The organism is Streptomyces sp. NPDC050703, assembly GCF_040654435.1.
Classification (GTDB): Bacteria; Actinomycetota; Actinomycetes; order Streptomycetales; family Streptomycetaceae; genus Streptomyces.
The window spans coordinates 67,181-81,821 of record NZ_JBFAHX010000004.1 but is presented as its reverse complement, the minus strand read 5'-3'; the positions used below and the strand labels follow the sequence as shown (position 1 = coordinate 81,821).

11 protein-coding genes are annotated in these 14,641 nt (G+C 71.7%); 8 read left to right on the top strand and 3 right to left on the bottom strand.

Annotation, left to right across the window (positions count from 1 at the left end):
- Nucleotides 1–34: 34 nt before the first annotated feature.
- The 3 genes from AB0I16_RS05100 (at nt 35) to AB0I16_RS05090 (ending at nt 5,348) form a co-directional block, all read left to right on the top strand.
- On the top strand, nt 35–1,729 hold the full coding sequence (locus AB0I16_RS05100; protein ID WP_363247951.1) for a serine/threonine-protein kinase: 1,695 nt from the start codon (nt 35–37) through the stop codon (nt 1,727–1,729).
- Nucleotides 1,730–1,863: 134 nt separating this feature from the next.
- Nucleotides 1,864–3,480 carry a succinic semialdehyde dehydrogenase gene (locus AB0I16_RS05095; protein WP_363247950.1) on the top strand — a complete coding sequence of 539 codons (1,617 nt, stop codon included), beginning with the start codon at nt 1,864–1,866 and terminating at the stop codon, nt 3,478–3,480.
- A 50-nt stretch (nt 3,481–3,530) separates the two neighbouring features.
- On the top strand, nt 3,531–5,348 hold the full coding sequence (locus AB0I16_RS05090) for a GMC family oxidoreductase (RefSeq protein WP_363247949.1): 1,818 nt from the start codon (nt 3,531–3,533) through the stop codon (nt 5,346–5,348).
- 113 nt (nt 5,349–5,461) lie between these two features.
- Here AB0I16_RS05090 and AB0I16_RS05085 read toward each other — a convergent pair whose 3' ends face one another.
- Nucleotides 5,462–6,520, bottom strand: coding sequence for an LAETG motif-containing sortase-dependent surface protein (locus AB0I16_RS05085; protein ID WP_363247948.1), 1,059 nt, complete (start codon nt 6,518–6,520; stop codon nt 5,462–5,464).
- A 252-nt stretch (nt 6,521–6,772) separates the two neighbouring features.
- Here AB0I16_RS05085 and AB0I16_RS05080 point away from each other — a divergent pair, with 252 nt between their 5' ends.
- The 3 genes from AB0I16_RS05080 (at nt 6,773) to AB0I16_RS05070 (ending at nt 9,119) form a co-directional block, all read left to right on the top strand.
- A complete protein-coding gene (locus AB0I16_RS05080; protein WP_363247947.1) occupies nt 6,773–7,147 on the top strand; it encodes a hypothetical protein in 375 nt (124 codons plus the stop codon).
- Between the two features lie 202 nt (nt 7,148–7,349).
- Nucleotides 7,350–8,177 carry a hypothetical protein gene (locus AB0I16_RS05075; protein ID WP_363247946.1) on the top strand — a complete coding sequence of 276 codons (828 nt, stop codon included), beginning with the start codon at nt 7,350–7,352 and terminating at the stop codon, nt 8,175–8,177.
- A 177-nt stretch (nt 8,178–8,354) separates the two neighbouring features.
- A complete protein-coding gene (locus tag AB0I16_RS05070) occupies nt 8,355–9,119 on the top strand; it encodes a hypothetical protein (RefSeq protein ID WP_363247945.1) in 765 nt (254 codons plus the stop codon).
- Between the two features lie 648 nt (nt 9,120–9,767).
- Here AB0I16_RS05070 and AB0I16_RS05065 read toward each other — a convergent pair.
- Entirely contained in the window at nt 9,768–10,136 is a 369-nt protein-coding gene (locus tag AB0I16_RS05065; RefSeq protein WP_363247944.1) for a chorismate mutase, read from the bottom strand.
- A 667-nt stretch (nt 10,137–10,803) separates the two neighbouring features.
- Here AB0I16_RS05065 and guaA point away from each other — a divergent pair.
- Entirely contained in the window at nt 10,804–12,390 is a 1,587-nt protein-coding gene (gene guaA, locus AB0I16_RS05060) for a glutamine-hydrolyzing GMP synthase (RefSeq protein WP_363247943.1), read from the top strand.
- Between the two features lie 86 nt (nt 12,391–12,476).
- On the opposite strand, the gene AB0I16_RS05055 is transcribed toward guaA, so the two are convergent.
- A complete protein-coding gene (locus AB0I16_RS05055) occupies nt 12,477–12,989 on the bottom strand; it encodes a pyridoxamine 5'-phosphate oxidase family protein (RefSeq protein ID WP_363247942.1) in 513 nt (170 codons plus the stop codon).
- A gap of 386 nt (nt 12,990–13,375) precedes the next feature.
- On the opposite strand from AB0I16_RS05055, the gene AB0I16_RS05050 reads away from it, so the two are divergent.
- A complete protein-coding gene (locus AB0I16_RS05050; RefSeq protein WP_363247941.1) occupies nt 13,376–14,641 on the top strand; it encodes a hypothetical protein in 1,266 nt (421 codons plus the stop codon).

The window sequence follows — 14,641 nt, the reverse complement described above, 5'->3', positions numbered from 1 at the left end:
GAAAACGAGGTGCCGCCCACGGTAGTCATGAGGCATGAGCAATGACGGGGGAACCTCACACGGCCCGGGCCCGTACGACCCGACGAGCTTCGACCTGCAGCCGCCGCCGCGGCCCGGCGTACCGGGGCAGGACGGCGCGGTACACCCCGGCAACCCCTACGCGCAGCAGCAGCCGGCACAGCCGCAGCCCACCCAGGTGGTGCCGGAGCAGCGGGCCGCGGCCGACCCCGGCGCCGGGCGGCTCGTCGCGGGCCGCTACCGGCTCCTGGCGAGGCTCGGGCACGGCGGCATGGGCACGGTGTGGCGCGCCAAGGACGAGACGGTCGACCGCGAGGTCGCGGTGAAGGAGCCGCGGCTGCCCGACCACCTGCCCGAGCGCGAGCGCGCCAACGCGTACGAGCGGATGCGCCGCGAGGCGCGCGCCGCGGCCCGCCTAGACCACCCGGCCGTGGTCAACGTCCATGACGTGGCGGTCGAGGACGGCCGGCCCTGGATCGTCATGGAACTGGTGCACGGCCGCTCGCTCGGCGCCGCGCTCCAGGAGGGCACGCTGGGCGCCAGGGACGCCGCACGCGTCGGCCTCGACGTCCTGAACGCCCTGGACGCCGCGCACCGGGCGGGCATCCTGCACCGCGACGTGAAGCCGGACAACGTGATGCTCGGCAACCACGACCGCGTCGTCCTCACCGACTTCGGCATCGCCCAGATCGAGGGTGAGACCAACCTGACGGACACCGGCGGCTTCGTCGGCTCGCCCGAGTTCATCGCCCCCGAGCGGGTGCTCGGGCAGCGGCCCGGCCCCGCGTCCGACCTCTGGTCGCTCGGCGTCGTCCTGTACGCGGCGACCGAGGGCGTCTCGCCCTTCCGCCGCAACAACACCCCGGCCACGCTCCAGTCCGTCCTGAACGCCACACCCGCCCCGCCCGCGTCCGCATCGGGCCCGCTCGCCGAGGCGATCAACCGCCTGCTGGCCAAGGACCCCGCCCAGCGCCCGGACGCCGCCCGGGTCCGCGCCCTCCTGGAGGAGGCGGCCAGGCCCCCGCAGCCGCCGCCGACGCAGGCCGTCACGGTCGGCGACGGGGCGGGCCGGGAGCGCGGCAAGGGCATCTTCCTGAGCCGCAGGGCGCTGGCCGCCGTCGCCGGAGCGGTCGCCGCGGCCGTGGTGGCCTCCGTGCTCGTGGCGCTCGACCCGTTCGGCGGCTCGGACACGGAGGGCTGGGAGAAGCACGCGTCGAAGGAGCTGGCGGCGACCGTCGCCGCTCCCGAGGGCTACACCAGGAGCGAGGACGACAACAAGGAGCCGACGACGCACTGGGTGCAGTACACCGACCCCAGCGGCAGCGTCTGGATCAGCCTCACCCTGGAGAAGAAGGCCGAGGACGACGGCGGCGAGATCGCCGAGACCGCCGCCGCGCAGATGTGGGACGACAACGCCGAGTACAAGCAGTCCGGCAGCTACGGCCTCGGCATGGCCTCCGATCCCGTGCCCAGGAGCGACGGCAAGGAGACCACGTACCAGGGCCGCAAGGCGGCGGAGAACACGGTCGTCTACTCCAGCAACGACAGCCAGAACCCGCGCCCGCGGGAGATGCGCATCCTGTACTACAAGTCCGAGGCGGGCGACATGTACCGGCTGATGATCGGCTATCCCGGCAAGGGGGACTTCACCGCGCGCGGCCGCGAGGTCGCGGAGACCGCCATCGCGGAGCTGGAGCTCGACAAGCTCTGAGAAGTGGCCCGGTGAAGCGGTAACGCCCTGATCAGCGGCTTTATCGCCAGCAATCACTGGCGTGGTGTGAGTGACCCGTGAAGCCCGTTACCGATGGGTACCCAAAAGGCTTGTGTGGGCCTACTCTCACGAGCATGACGGACACGCAGGCCACCGCAGCGCCCCTCGGTACGAACCCGACCGCCCCGGCACCCGACGGCGCCCGTACCGCCGCCGACGTGGTCACGCCCGAGCTGATCGCCCAGCTCACCCGTGACGTCATCGGCTCGGGCCGCACGGCCAACCACACGCCGCTCACCGGCGAGAAGCTGGCCGACCTGCCCGAGTCCACCCCCGACGACGTGGCCACCGCGTTCCAGCGGGCGCGCACCGCGCAGATCGCCTGGGCGCGTACGCCCGTCAGGCAGCGCGCCGCCGTCCTGCTCCGCTTCCACGACCTGGTGCTCCAGCGCCAGGCCGAGGTCCTCGACCTGATCCAGCTGGAGACCGGCAAGGCCAGGCTCCACGCCCACGAGGAGATCCAGGCCGTCGTGGTCGCCGCCCGGCACTACGGCCGCAAGGCCCCCTCGTACCTGGGCCCCAAGCGGCACACCGGCGTCGTCCCGACGCTCACCAAGGTCACCGAGAACCGCCTGCCGCGCGGTGTGGTCGGGCAGATCGCCCCCTGGAACTACCCGCTCGAACTCTCCATAGGCGACGCGCTGCCCGCCCTCGTCGCGGGCAACGCGCTCGTGATGAAGCCCGACACGGAGACCTGCCTCACCGCCCTGTGGGCCCGTGACCTCATCATCGAGGCCGGCCTGCCCGCCGAGGCATTCCAGGTCCTGCTCGGCGACGGCCCGGTCGTCGGCCCCGAGATCGTCAGGCACGCCGACTACGTCTCGTTCACCGGCTCCACGCGCACGGGCCGCGAGGTCGCGCAGGGCGCCGCAGCCCGCCTCGTCGGCGTCTCGCTGGAACTCGGCGGCAAGAACGCCATGCTGGTCCTGGACGACGCCGACGTGGACAAGGCCGCGGCCGGCGCGGTCCGCGCCTGCTTCTCCTCCGCGGGCCAGCTGTGCATCTCCATCGAGCGGCTCTACGTCCACGAGTCCATCGCCGACCGCTTCGTGGCGCGCTTCGCGGAGCGTACGAAGGCCATGCGGCTCGGCACGTCCCTCGCGTACGGCGCCGACATGGGCTCGCTCGTCGGCGAGCGCCAGCTGGAGACCGTCACCCGGCACGTCGAGGAGGCCGTCGCGAAGGGCGCCACGCTCGTCGCGGGCGGCGTCGCGCGCCCGGACATCGGCCCCTACTTCTACGAGCCGACCATCCTGGACGGCGTCGAGGCGCCGATGGCGGTCTGCGGCGAGGAGACGTTCGGCCCGGTCGTCTCGATCTACCGTTTCACGGACGAGAACGAGGTGGTCGAGCTGGCCAACGCCACGCCGTACGGCCTCAACTCCTCGGTCTGGACGAAGAACGGCAGCCGCGGCCGGAAGCTCGCCGCCCGCCTGCACACCGGCACGGTCAACGTCAACGAGGGCTACGCGCCCGCCTACGGCAGCGTGCAGGCCCCGATGGGCGGCATGAAGGACTCGGGCCTCGGCCGCAGGCACGGCTCCGAGGGCATCCTCAAGTACACCGAGGCGCAGACGATCGCCCAGCAGCGGCTGATGCCGCTCGCGCCCTCCTTCGGCCTGGACGACGAGAAGTACGCGGCGTTCATGAGCACGAGCCTGAAGGTCATGAAGGCCCTGCGGCTGCGCTAGCCGAAGCCCGCCGCGCCCCGTACGGCGCCCGTTCCCCACGAGGAGAGTCGATGTCACAGGAGAGCTCTGTCCGGAACCAGGCGGGCGGCGACGCGTCGTACGACTACGACGTCATCGTCGTGGGAAGCGGCTTCGGCGGTGCCGTGTCCGCGCTGCGCCTGACGGAGAAGGGTTACCGCGTCGGCGTCCTCGAAGCGGGCCGCCGCTTCACCCGCGAGTCCCTGCCCAAGAACTCCTGGGACCTCAAGAACTACCTCTGGGCCCCGGCCCTCGGCCTCTTCGGCATCCAGCGCATCCATCTGCTGGGCAATGTCATGGTCCTCGCGGGAGCGGGCGTCGGCGGCGGCTCACTGAACTACGCCAACACCCTCTACGTACCGCCCGCCGCGTTCTTCAACGACCCGCAGTGGAAGGACATCACGGACTGGCAGGCCGAGCTGGGTCCGTACTACGAGCAGGCCAAGCGCATGCTCGGGGTGCGGCTCAACCCGACGATGACGCCCTCGGACGTCCACCTCAAGGCCACGGCCGAGGAGATGGGCGTCGGGGACAGCTTCCACATGGCGCCCGTCGGCGTGTTCTTCGGCGACGGCGACGACGGGGACGGCACCGCGACCGCGCGGCCCGGCACGGAGGTCCCCGACCCCTACTTCGGCGGCGCGGGCCCCGCCCGCAAGGCCTGCAACGAGTGCGGCGAGTGCATGACCGGCTGCCGGCACGGCGCGAAGAACACCCTCAACGAGAACTACCTCCACCTCGCGGAGAAGGCCGGCGCGGTCATCCACCCGATGACGTCGGTCGTCGCCGTGACCGAGAACGCGCGGGGCGGCTACGCGGTCTCGACACTGCCCACGAACGACCGGCGCAAGGGCAGGGGCCGCACATTCACGGCCCGCGAGGTCGTCGTCGCCGCCGGTACGTACGGCACCCAGACGCTGCTCCACCGCATGAAGGACACCGGTCTGCTGCCCCGCCTCTCGCCCCGGCTCGGCACGCTCACCCGCACCAACTCCGAGGCCCTGGTGGGCGCCCAGACCACCGACCGCCGCTACCGCGAGCGGCACGGCGCGCCGAAGGCCGACTTCACCAAGGGCGTGGCGATCACCTCGTCGATCCACCCGAACGCCACCACGCACATCGAGCCCGTCCGGTACGGCAAGAAGTCCAACGCGATGGGCAGCCTGACCGTGCTCCAGGTCCCGTACAGCCGCAGGGGCGGCAAGGCGCGGGTCGCCGGGTGGCTCGGCAACGTGGCCCGCCACCCCCTGCTCCTCGTGCGCTCGCTCTCCAACCGGCGGTGGTCGGAGAAGACCATCATCGGCCTGGTCATGCAGACGCTCGACAACTCCCTGACCACGTACCGCAAGGAGAAGGGGCTCGGCAAGGGCCTGCTCACCGCGCGGCAGGGCCACGGCGCGCCCAACCCCGACCAGATCCCCGAGGCCACGCGCGCGGCGACGCTCCTCTCCCAGGAGATCAACGGCTTCGCGGGCTCCAACATCGGCGAGCTGATGGGCACCCCGCTGACCGCCCACTTCCTGGGCGGCTGCCCCATCGGCGACTCCCCGGACACCGGCGTCATCGACCCCTACCACCGGCTCTACGGCCACCCCGGCATCTCGGTGGTCGACGGGGCCGCGGTCTCCGCGAACCTCGGCGTGAACCCGTCCCTGACGATCACCGCACAGGCCGAGCGGGCCATGTCCTTCTGGCCCAACAAGGGCGCGGAGGACCCGCGACCCGCCCAGGGCGAGCGGTACGCGCGCCTCGCTGCGGTCGAACCGAAGGCCCCGGCGGTCCCCGCGGACGCCTTCGGCGCGCTGCGGCTGCCGTTCCTCGGGATGCCGGCGGTGCCGCCCAAGAAGTAGGCGCGGGTGCCGGTACCCGCGCACGTCAGCCGTCCGGGTACCGGTACCCGGACACACGTAAGGACCTGCACCCCCCTCCGAGCGCAGGTCCTTCCGCGTGCTGTGGGCCGCTGTTACGCGGCGGTGTCGGCCTTGCGGCGACGGACGACGAACATCGCGCCCGCACCGACGGCGACAGCGGCGCCGCCGACGAGTCCGATGGTCGGCAGCATCGAGCTCGACCCGGTCTCGGCGAGGCTGCCGGTCACGGGGAGTTCCTTGGCGCCGCCCTGGGGCACCTTCACGTCCGACGGCTTGACGTCGGGCTTCGGGGTGGGCGTGCCCGGGTTCTCGTTGGTGCTTCCCGGCTTGAGGATCGTCAGCGGGTAGTACGCGAACGAGTTGTGCACGCAGTTCGCCTCGCTGTCCACGTAGCCGCCGAGGCCGATCGCGTAGCCCTCGCCGGTCGGGGCCTTGGCGCTGACGTCGAGGCGCAGCTTGACCGCGACCTTGTCCTTCGGGCCGAGCTCGGAGGTGACGCCGAAGGCGAGGCCGCCGTTCAGGTCACCGTCGATCGACGTCCAGGACTTGGCCGCCGGGTCCCAGTACTGGAGGTCGGCGTAGTTGCTCAGCCAGTTCTTCTCGGAGTCGCTGTCCGAGAAGTTGTCCACGGCCGCGATCCAGTTGACCTCGCCGAGCGTCTTGTCCGTCGGGTTGGCGGCGGTCAGCTGGAACTCGTGCCAGCCGCTGCCCGCCACGATCTTGCCCGGCAGACCGGTCAGCTCGATCTTCAGGTCCGAGTCCACGTCCACGCCGTCGTCGTCGACGGGGCAGTCCGTCGGCTCGTCGGTGGGCTCGTCGGTGGCGGTGGGGGTCGGCTTGCCCGTCGGGGTCTGGGTCTGGGTGGGGGTCTGTGTGGGGGTCGGCTTGCCCGTGGGCGTCTGGGTCTGGGTGGGGGTCTGTGTGGGGGTCGGCTTGCCCGTGGGCGTCTTGCTGGGGTCCGGCGTACCCGTGGGCGTCTTGGCGGGGTCGCCCTCCGCCGTGCTCTTCGAGGGGTCCGGCGTCTCGGCCACCGCGGCCGGCGTCTCGTCGGCGGTGTCCCCCGTCGCGTAGGCGGCCGGGGCCGACAGAAGCGCGATCGGGGCTATGGCAGCCGTGGCCGCCACTGCTGCCATGGCACGGCGAAGCTTCATGAGTTCCTCAGGAAGTCCGGCGCACTGCCTGGGCGGCAGCACGGAGGTGGAGGCCTCCGCGGTGTGGACGCGGGTGTGGCCATAGTTACTGCATGCATGACCTGCAATGGCTGTGAATGGTTGTCCCCGCATTCACAGAATCCTTATGTGGCATGGATCACATTGCTTGTGCGGTCGTGAGGGGGTGCCGTAGAACTGCCCCCCTCTCCGGGCGCCGGGCCCGGCCGAGGGGGGAAAAGGGGAGGGGACGGCGTGGCCATACCCGATGAGGTGTGGGAGAGGTTCGAGAACGACAGCGAACGGGACATCCGTGCGTCGGCGCCGAAGGAGCCGTCCGCGCGGGCCCGCATGGTGGCCGAACGGCTCAGGCGGCTGGACGAGGAGGCGGCCCGCCAGGAAGCGGCGAGGGCCGGACGGTTGCGCCGCCGGCGCGCGAAACGGGACGCCGAGCCCGTGCGCTGGCGCCCCGACGACTGGCGCGCGGCGCCCACGGGTCCGACCCGCGGCGGCCGCTCCGAGCGCTCGCGGCGGAGCCGCCAGGTGTGGAGCGTGGTGATCGTCTTCGGCGGCATGGCCGCGGCGATCGTGCTGCTCAGCCCGCTGCGGTTCTGGATCTGGGGGTGGTGAGCGGGGCCGGTGGGCGGGGCGTGTGAACGGGGCCGGTGAGCGGAGGGGCGGGCCAGGCGGAGATCCCGGCGGAACCGGTGATGATCTTCTTCCGTCGTAGTCGTTGCGGCGGTCGTGAAGGCCGTCGTGGAGGCCGAAGTGGTGCGAGTGACTCCGCACCACGCCTACGTACGTGAAGTGCCGGGAGCCGGGGGAGAAGTCCGTGAAGTCAGCTGTGTCGCGATCCGTGGTGGCCGTAGCGGCCCTCGCCCTTCTCGGATCGGCCGCCGCGTGCGGCGGCGGGGGTGAGGGCGGCGACGGTGGCGGTGGCGGTGGGGGGAAGCCGAGGGAGGGTGCGGCTCCCTCGAAGGGCCCCGCGGCACGGCTGGAGAGGACGGCCCTCGCCACGGGTGACATCAAGGGGTACGAGGTCGAGCGCCCGAAGGCGTCCGACACGGCGGCGTCCACCGCCGCCCGCGCCGGCCAGGCGTCCCCCGCGAGGTGCGCCCCGCTCGCCGTCCTCCCCGAGCCGAGGGCCCGGGTCGCCCGGGTGGTGACCGGTGCGGACGCCGGGGACCACACGACGACGGACGTCGAACTCGCCTCCTACGCGGTCACCGACGCGAGGGGCACGATGGCGGACCTGCGCGAGGCGACGCGGACCGCCGGGGCGGCGAAGAGGGCAGAGGCAACGGAGAGGGCAGAGGCGGCGAAGGCCAAGGGGTGCGCCACCTTCCGCGTGGGCGGCCACCGTTACTTCGGGATGCACCCGCTGCCCGCGCCGGACAAGGGCGACGAGGCGGTCTCGTACGCGTACGCGCACCGCGAGGGCGACTTCGTGATCCGCGAGAGCGTCACGGTCGTACGCCGCGGCGGCACGCTGATGACCTTCGCGGCGTCGAACCTCTACGACCCCGAGGGCGTCCAGGAGGACCGGCAGGCGGAACGGGACGGCGGCGGGGACGGTGGGGTCGGTGGGGCCAGGCCCACCGCCGACGAGAACCCCGAGGTGGCGCCCGCGATCGTCGACGCGCAACTCGCCAAGCTCTGACCTGGTGGACGGCCCCGGGCGACCTTGATGGACGTCCCTGGACGACGTCGCAGCCGCCAAAGTCACACAGGCGCGGTACAACCTTTCCGGCGGTTTCCGATCGTTACGCAAATCACTGGCAAAGTCGGCGTGTCAGCGCTTTCATGTCGCCTCGGGCGGGGGCCTGCGATCCGCAGGATGAGAACTGAAGGCGAGAAGAACGTGAAGTCAACTGTGTCCCGGGCCGTGGTGGCCGCGACGGTCACGGTCGCGCTGGGCCTGACCGCTGCGTGCGGTGGTGGCGGCGACTCCGGCTCCGACTCCGACGACGGCAAGAAGCCGTCGAAGTCGGCCGCTTCGGACCAGCCGAAGAAGGACCCCGAGCCGAAGCCGGAGGCGAAGGCCGCGCTCTCCTCGGCCCAGCTGGAGAAGGCCGTGCTCGCCAACGGCGACCTCAAGGGGTACAAGGTCGAGAAACTCTCCGCCGAGGACATGCCCGAGCTGACCCTGCCGGTCAACCCGCGCGCCTGCCAGGCGGTCGCCGACATGTTCATGTTCACCAGCGACCCCAGGGCCGCTGCCCGCGTCGGCCGCTCCATGACCGGCCCGGACGAGCTGGACGCCACGGTCATCTCGTTCGCGCTGCTCGCCCACAAGGAGGGCGCCGCCAAGAACGTCATGGACGACCTCCGTACGTCCACGGAGAAGTGCAAGTCCTACGAGGACGCGGGCTCCAAGTTCGGCGAGGTCGCTCCCCTGACCGCCCCGAAGCTGGGCGACGACGCCGTGTCGTACAAGCTCGTGGGCCTCATCGACGACCAGAAGACGCCGATGAGCTTCACCGTCGTGCGCAGCGGTTCGACGCTCGTCGCCTTCTACTCGATCAACCTGCTCAAGCCGAAGGAGTTCGGCGTACCGAAGAAGGTCGTCGAGGCCCAGGTCGCGAAGCTGGAGAAGCAGTAGCGGGCGGTAACCGGACGTAGCGAAGGGCCCCGCGGGACGGATCCGCGGGGCCCTTGGCCGTCAGCACCGACTCAGGGCAGTGTCGGTGCCGCGGGGCGGCGCCGGGGGGTGTGCGCCGCTTGGCCCGCACAACCAGTGGCCGCCCCGGCGCACGGGGGGCGCACGCCTGGTCTCGACCACTGGCAGTCACGTTGCGAACGGATGGCCGCAAGGCCGTCCTCCTACGCATCGTGCTCGATGGGCGGGCGCGGGGCAACCGTTTCGACCGCTTCTATAGGCAAAAGAGGCCGGGAAAAGGGCCGGAGGGCGCGCGCGGGCGGGCGGCCGAGGAAGACGGGGAGGAGGAGCCCGGTCGGCCCCGGGCGTCCCCGGAGCCGACCGTTCTCTTGGGTGACCGGGCTGCTGTCCCCTGCCGTCCGGTCACATCACTGGAGCGAGGTCCCACGGCGCACGGGAAAACGGTCCGTGCGCCTCATCGCCCCAGCGGAGCCACGCGTGGTTCTTGCGGGCCCGCCCCTGGCTGACACGGACACCGGGACCAACGAAGCCCGCCCGCAACCGGTCACGCGCCGTACGGGTGAGAGCCGACCCGAACTCAGATCCGCAGGGCGCGTGTGGCCCGGCTGCGGGGGAGGCAGGATCGGGTGGTCAGACGCGGCCACGGCACAGTTCGAGGAGCGTCATCGCGAGGGCGGTGCCGGGCTTGCCGAGGGCGTCGCTGTAGTGGCCGAGGATCTCCATCTCGCGCGAGAGGTTCACGCGGCGCCCGCCCGAGGTGATGCGGGCCTCCTGGATGACGGCCGAGACGGCCATCCGTTCCTGGACGAGCCCGATGATGCGGTCGTCGAGCGCGTCGATACGCTCCCGCGCGTTCTCGATCGTGCCGACGGCCTCGGGAGTACACGCACCGGTCCTCTCGGCAGCGGCCAGGGCGGCACCCTTGGCACCGGACGGGGCGGTGGCTGCGGTGGCAGCGGCGGAGTCGGCGGAGGCAATGGGGGTGGTGGCGGTGGTCATCGTGGGCTCCTGGGAGGTCCGGTTCGGCCGGGGAGCCCCGGAGCGGCAAGGTCCGGATACGACGAAGCGCCCCGGGCCTTGTCGGCCCGGGGCGCCCGGTAAGTCGCTTGTCAGGTGATCAAGCAGCTCGACCATGGCAGCCGGCAGGCCGGTTGCCATAGGTAAAGAGGAAGTCGTAGCGCTTGGTCACGGAGCCAGTATGCCCCCACCGGCCCACGCGCGGTCAAACGCCCCCGGCAGACGGCCCGCATACTGAGACCCCACCGCCCCCGCTAGCCCCCGGGGGGCGTGGGCGAGGGGGGAACCTGGCGCGCGCCCCCGGCGTACAACCCGCACCACCAAGCCCGGCGCCCGCCGCCCCACGCACCGCCCGCGTGCTACCCCATGTACCGCCCGCATGCCGCCCCGCGTACCGCCCGCGTGCTTCCCCACGTGGTGCCCGAGTGCCGCCCCACGTACCGCCCACGTGCCACCCCGCGTACCGCCCGCGTGCCGCCCGCGTGCCGCCCGCGTGCCGCCCGCGTTGTCACCCCACGTCTCCCTCCCGTCGCGAGAGCCGTCGGATGCGACGAAGGTGATCCCGTCGAGCCCGGTAGAATCGACAAAACAGACCCCCTGCTCACGCACTGAGCCTCTTGCTCACGCTCAACGCCGGAAGGCCGCCGCCGTGCCATCAGCGCCCACCGCTGCCGCCGCTCCCGACACCGTTCTGGTCGTCGACTTCGGAGCGCAGTACGCCCAGCTCATCGCCCGTCGCGTCCGTGAGGCACGGGTCTACAGCGAAGTCGTGCCGAGCACGATGCCCGTCGCCGAGATGCTCGCCAAGAAGCCCGCGGCAATAATCCTCTCCGGCGGCCCCTCTTCGGTGTACGCGGAGCACGCGCCCACCGTCGACCGCTCCCTCTTCGAGGCCGGCGTCCCCGTCTTCGGCATGTGCTACGGCTTCCAGCTCATGGCGACCACCCTCGGCGGCACGGTCGACAACACCGGCGCGCGTGAGTACGGCCGTACGCCGCTCGCCGTCTCCAAGGCCGACTCCACCCTCTTCGAGGGCACCCCGGCCGAGCAGTCCGTGTGGATGTCGCACGGCGACGCGTGCAGCGCCGCGCCCGAGGGCTTCACCGTCACCGCGTCCACGGACGTCGTGCCCGTCGCGGCCTTCGAGGACGACCAGAAGAAGCTGTACGGCGTGCAGTACCACCCCGAGGTGATGCACTCCACCCACGGCCAGCAGGTCCTGGAGCACTTCCTCTACCGCGGCGCCGGCCTCAAGCCCGACTGGACGACCGGCAACGTCATCGACGAGCAGGTCACCGCCATCCGCGAGCAGGTCGGCACCAAGCGTGCGATCTGCGGCCTGTCCGGCGGCGTGGACTCCGCCGTCGCCGCCGCCCTCGTGCAGAAGGCCATCGGCTCGCAGCTCACCTGCGTGTACGTCGACCACGGCCTGATGCGCAAGGGCGAGACCGAGCAGGTCGAGAAGGACTTCGTCGCCGCGACCGGCGTCCAGCTCAAGGTCGTCGACGCCGCGGACCGCTTCCTGAAGGCCCTCGCCGGCGTCTCGGACCCCGAGGAGAAGCGGAAGATCATCGGGCGCGAGTTCATCCGCGTCTTCGAGCAGGCCCAGGCGGAGATCATCGCCGAGGCCCCGGGCGACCAGCCGGTGGAGTTCCTCGTCCAGGGCACGCTCTACCCCGACGTGGTCGAGTCCGGCGGCGGCACCGGCACCGCCAACATCAAGTCCCACCACAACGTGGGCGGCCTCCCCGAGGACCTTGAGTTCCAGCTCATCGAGCCGCTGCGCAAGCTGTTCAAGGACGAGGTCCGGATGGTCGGCGCCGAGCTCGGCCTGCCGGACGAGATCGTCCAGCGCCAGCCCTTCCCGGGACCCGGCCTCGGCATCCGCATCGTGGGCGAGGTCACCAAGGCGCGTCTGGACCTCCTCCGCGAGGCCGACGCCATCGCCCGCGAGGAACTGACGGCAGCCGGTCTCGACCGCGACATCTGGCAGTGCCCGGTCGTCCTGCTCGCGGACGTCCGCAGCGTCGGCGTCCAGGGCGACGGCCGCACCTACGGTCACCCGATCGTGCTGCGCCCCGTCTCGTCCGAGGACGCCATGACGGCCGACTGGACCCGCATGCCCTACGACGTCCTCGCGAAGATCTCCACGCGTATCACCAACGAGGTCGCCGACGTGAACCGCGTCGTGCTCGACGTGACCTCGAAGCCGCCGGGGACCATCGAGTGGGAGTGATCTCCCTCCTGCCGTGAACGGCGCCGTCCGCCTCCCGCGAGGCGGGCGGCGCCGTTCCGCGTCACCCGGCCGCCCGGTGGAGACCGTCAGGTGCGGCGCGTCGTCCGCAGCGCAGCGCCCGGCTTCCAGAGCTGCACCGCGAGGTACTTCCCGTCCTCGATGTACGTACGGACCACCTCCGTCAGCTCGGTACGGAAGAGATGGAACGCGTCCGGGTCCGGCGGCTGCACCGCGTCGGCATAGCGCGCGATGACCCGAGGGTCCCGCACCTCGACCGCACGGCCCGTGATCCGGGCGTCCCCCTCGGTCATCTCGGCGTCGGAACCCAGGTTCGCCTGGAGCGCGAAGCGCGGGTCGCGGCGCAGATCCAGCGCCTTGAGGGAGCCCGGCATCATGCCGAGACACAACTCGCCGTGCAGGAAACGGACTTCGATCCCCGAGGTGCGCGGAGACCCGTCCTTGCGGAGCGTGGCGAGGGTGTGGTGGACGAATGCGTCGAAGCGGCTCTGGACCGTCGCCGCGAACACCGGCTCCGCCGCTACGAAACCTTCCCAGCCGACGGGCTCCGCTGTGCCGAGGTCTCTCTGGTTGAACGACATGCGTCGAGTCTCCCGCCGATACCGGACACCTTCTGTCGCCTTTGATCGACCCGGCTCCTTGCTCCCCACCCCTCTGACCACCTGCGCTCGCCCCCGGCAGCTTCCGCCTCGTACAGCAGGACGCGGAGGATGAGGGCACGTGCGGGCGCCCACACCCATAGATCTGGTCGCGTGGCTCAAACACCCGTCCCCGCGGCAGGACATCAGCCGCAGCTAGCCCGACCTGCTGACCTGACCCCGAAGTCAACATCGCGGCGACCAGTTCACCCCCGCTGACCTGACCCGAGGAGTGAGGACACCCCTCAGTGCGGCACAATCCCCTTGTTTCACAGGGAAGTTCAGAGGCGGCCAGAAGGGTCGCGAGGGCGGGGAAGGCGGCGTACGCGGTGGCGGTGCAGGAGGCGAGACAGGGCGCGCACGGCGGCGGCTGCACGTGCGGTGGCTGCCCGCACGGCGCCCGCGAGGGGCACCGGCTGGCCGTGGCCGCGTTCCTCACCAAGCGTGATGAACTGGCGGCCGGCGAAGGCGTCCCCGCGGCCGTCGCCCACTCGGCGGGAGCTTCCCGGCAGTGGGTGTCGGACGAGCTGACGCAGTCCGCGCAGGACGTGGCCGAACGCGGCAGGGCCGAGGGCGAGGCGTGGCTGCGGCGCCTGTGGCCCCGCACGCTGGGTGTCGTGTGGGGAGGTTTCACCGTCCTTCTTCTGGTCCAGGCGCTCACCGCGATCGGCGCGGGCTGGACCGCCGCGCGCACGGCAGGACTGATCGCCGCCACCCTCGTGTGCGGAACGCTGACCGGCGCGGCATACGTCCACCGGGAGCGCGGCGGCATCCTCGCGCCGGTGATCGGTGAGGACAACCGGCTCTCCACCTCGCGCGCCGTGGCTGCTTCCTGGGTGTTCCTCGTCGTCTTCGCGGTGCTCGTCCTCGCGGGCCGGCTTGCCGTGGCCTCGGGGCACGACGAGCGGGACGAGGTGATCGCCGGGCTTGGGATCGAACGGGCCGCCGCGACGGTGACCGTCCTCGCCGTGGTGTGCGGGGTCGCCGTCCTCGTACGCAGGGTCGTCGGCCTGCGGGTCCTCGGCCAGCGGCTCCAGAAGGTGCGCGCCCACCGGCCGCGGGCCGCCGACACGCTCACCGACGACGCGGGCCGCGGCAGCTTCACCGACACGCAGTACGTCCTGGTCAGCGCCGTCGCCGTGGTATTCGCCGCCGTACGCCTCGCGCGTCGGCCGGAGCAGCTGCCGGATCTGCCCTGGGGACTCGCGCTGCTCGTCCTCGTGTCGGCCGCGACGTACCTGGCGGGGAAGTACTCCGAAGGCGGCCGTCCCGTCATCCTTTCCGTGGTGCGGTCCCGGGAGGCCGGTGACCTCGACGCCCCGATCCGCACGGGCGACGACATCGAGATCCGCGGCGCCGGCTTCGTGCCGCCGGGTGCGGGGAGCGCGGACCGGCTGGCCCGCATGATCGTCCGCATCGGCGCGGTCCACGTCCACGTACCCCTCGTGCCCGTGGCGGGTGGCTTCACCAACCCGACCGACGCCACGCTGACCGTGCCCGTCCCCGTCGACGTCGAACCCGGTCGCGTCGAAGTCCAGGTGATCACCGCGGCAGGCATCGAGACCAACCGCGTCACGGTCGACGTCACGGACTGA

Excerpts from the sequence above, each read along its gene's own strand:
- AB0I16_RS05090 (WP_363247949.1), top strand. The coding sequence starts at position 3,531 with ATGTCACAGGAGAGCTCTGTCCGGAACCAGGCGGGCGGCGACGCGTCG.
- AB0I16_RS05055 (WP_363247942.1), bottom strand. The coding sequence starts at position 12,989 with ATGTCGTTCAACCAGAGAGACCTCGGCACAGCGGAGCCCGTCGGCTGG.
- AB0I16_RS05095 (WP_363247950.1), top strand. The coding sequence starts at position 1,864 with ATGACGGACACGCAGGCCACCGCAGCGCCCCTCGGTACGAACCCGACC.
- AB0I16_RS05070 (WP_363247945.1), top strand. The coding sequence starts at position 8,355 with ATGAGAACTGAAGGCGAGAAGAACGTGAAGTCAACTGTGTCCCGGGCC.
- AB0I16_RS05065 (WP_363247944.1), bottom strand. The coding sequence starts at position 10,136 with ATGACCACCGCCACCACCCCCATTGCCTCCGCCGACTCCGCCGCTGCC.
- AB0I16_RS05085 (WP_363247948.1), bottom strand. The coding sequence starts at position 6,520 with ATGAAGCTTCGCCGTGCCATGGCAGCAGTGGCGGCCACGGCTGCCATA.
- AB0I16_RS05100 (WP_363247951.1), top strand. The coding sequence starts at position 35 with ATGAGCAATGACGGGGGAACCTCACACGGCCCGGGCCCGTACGACCCG.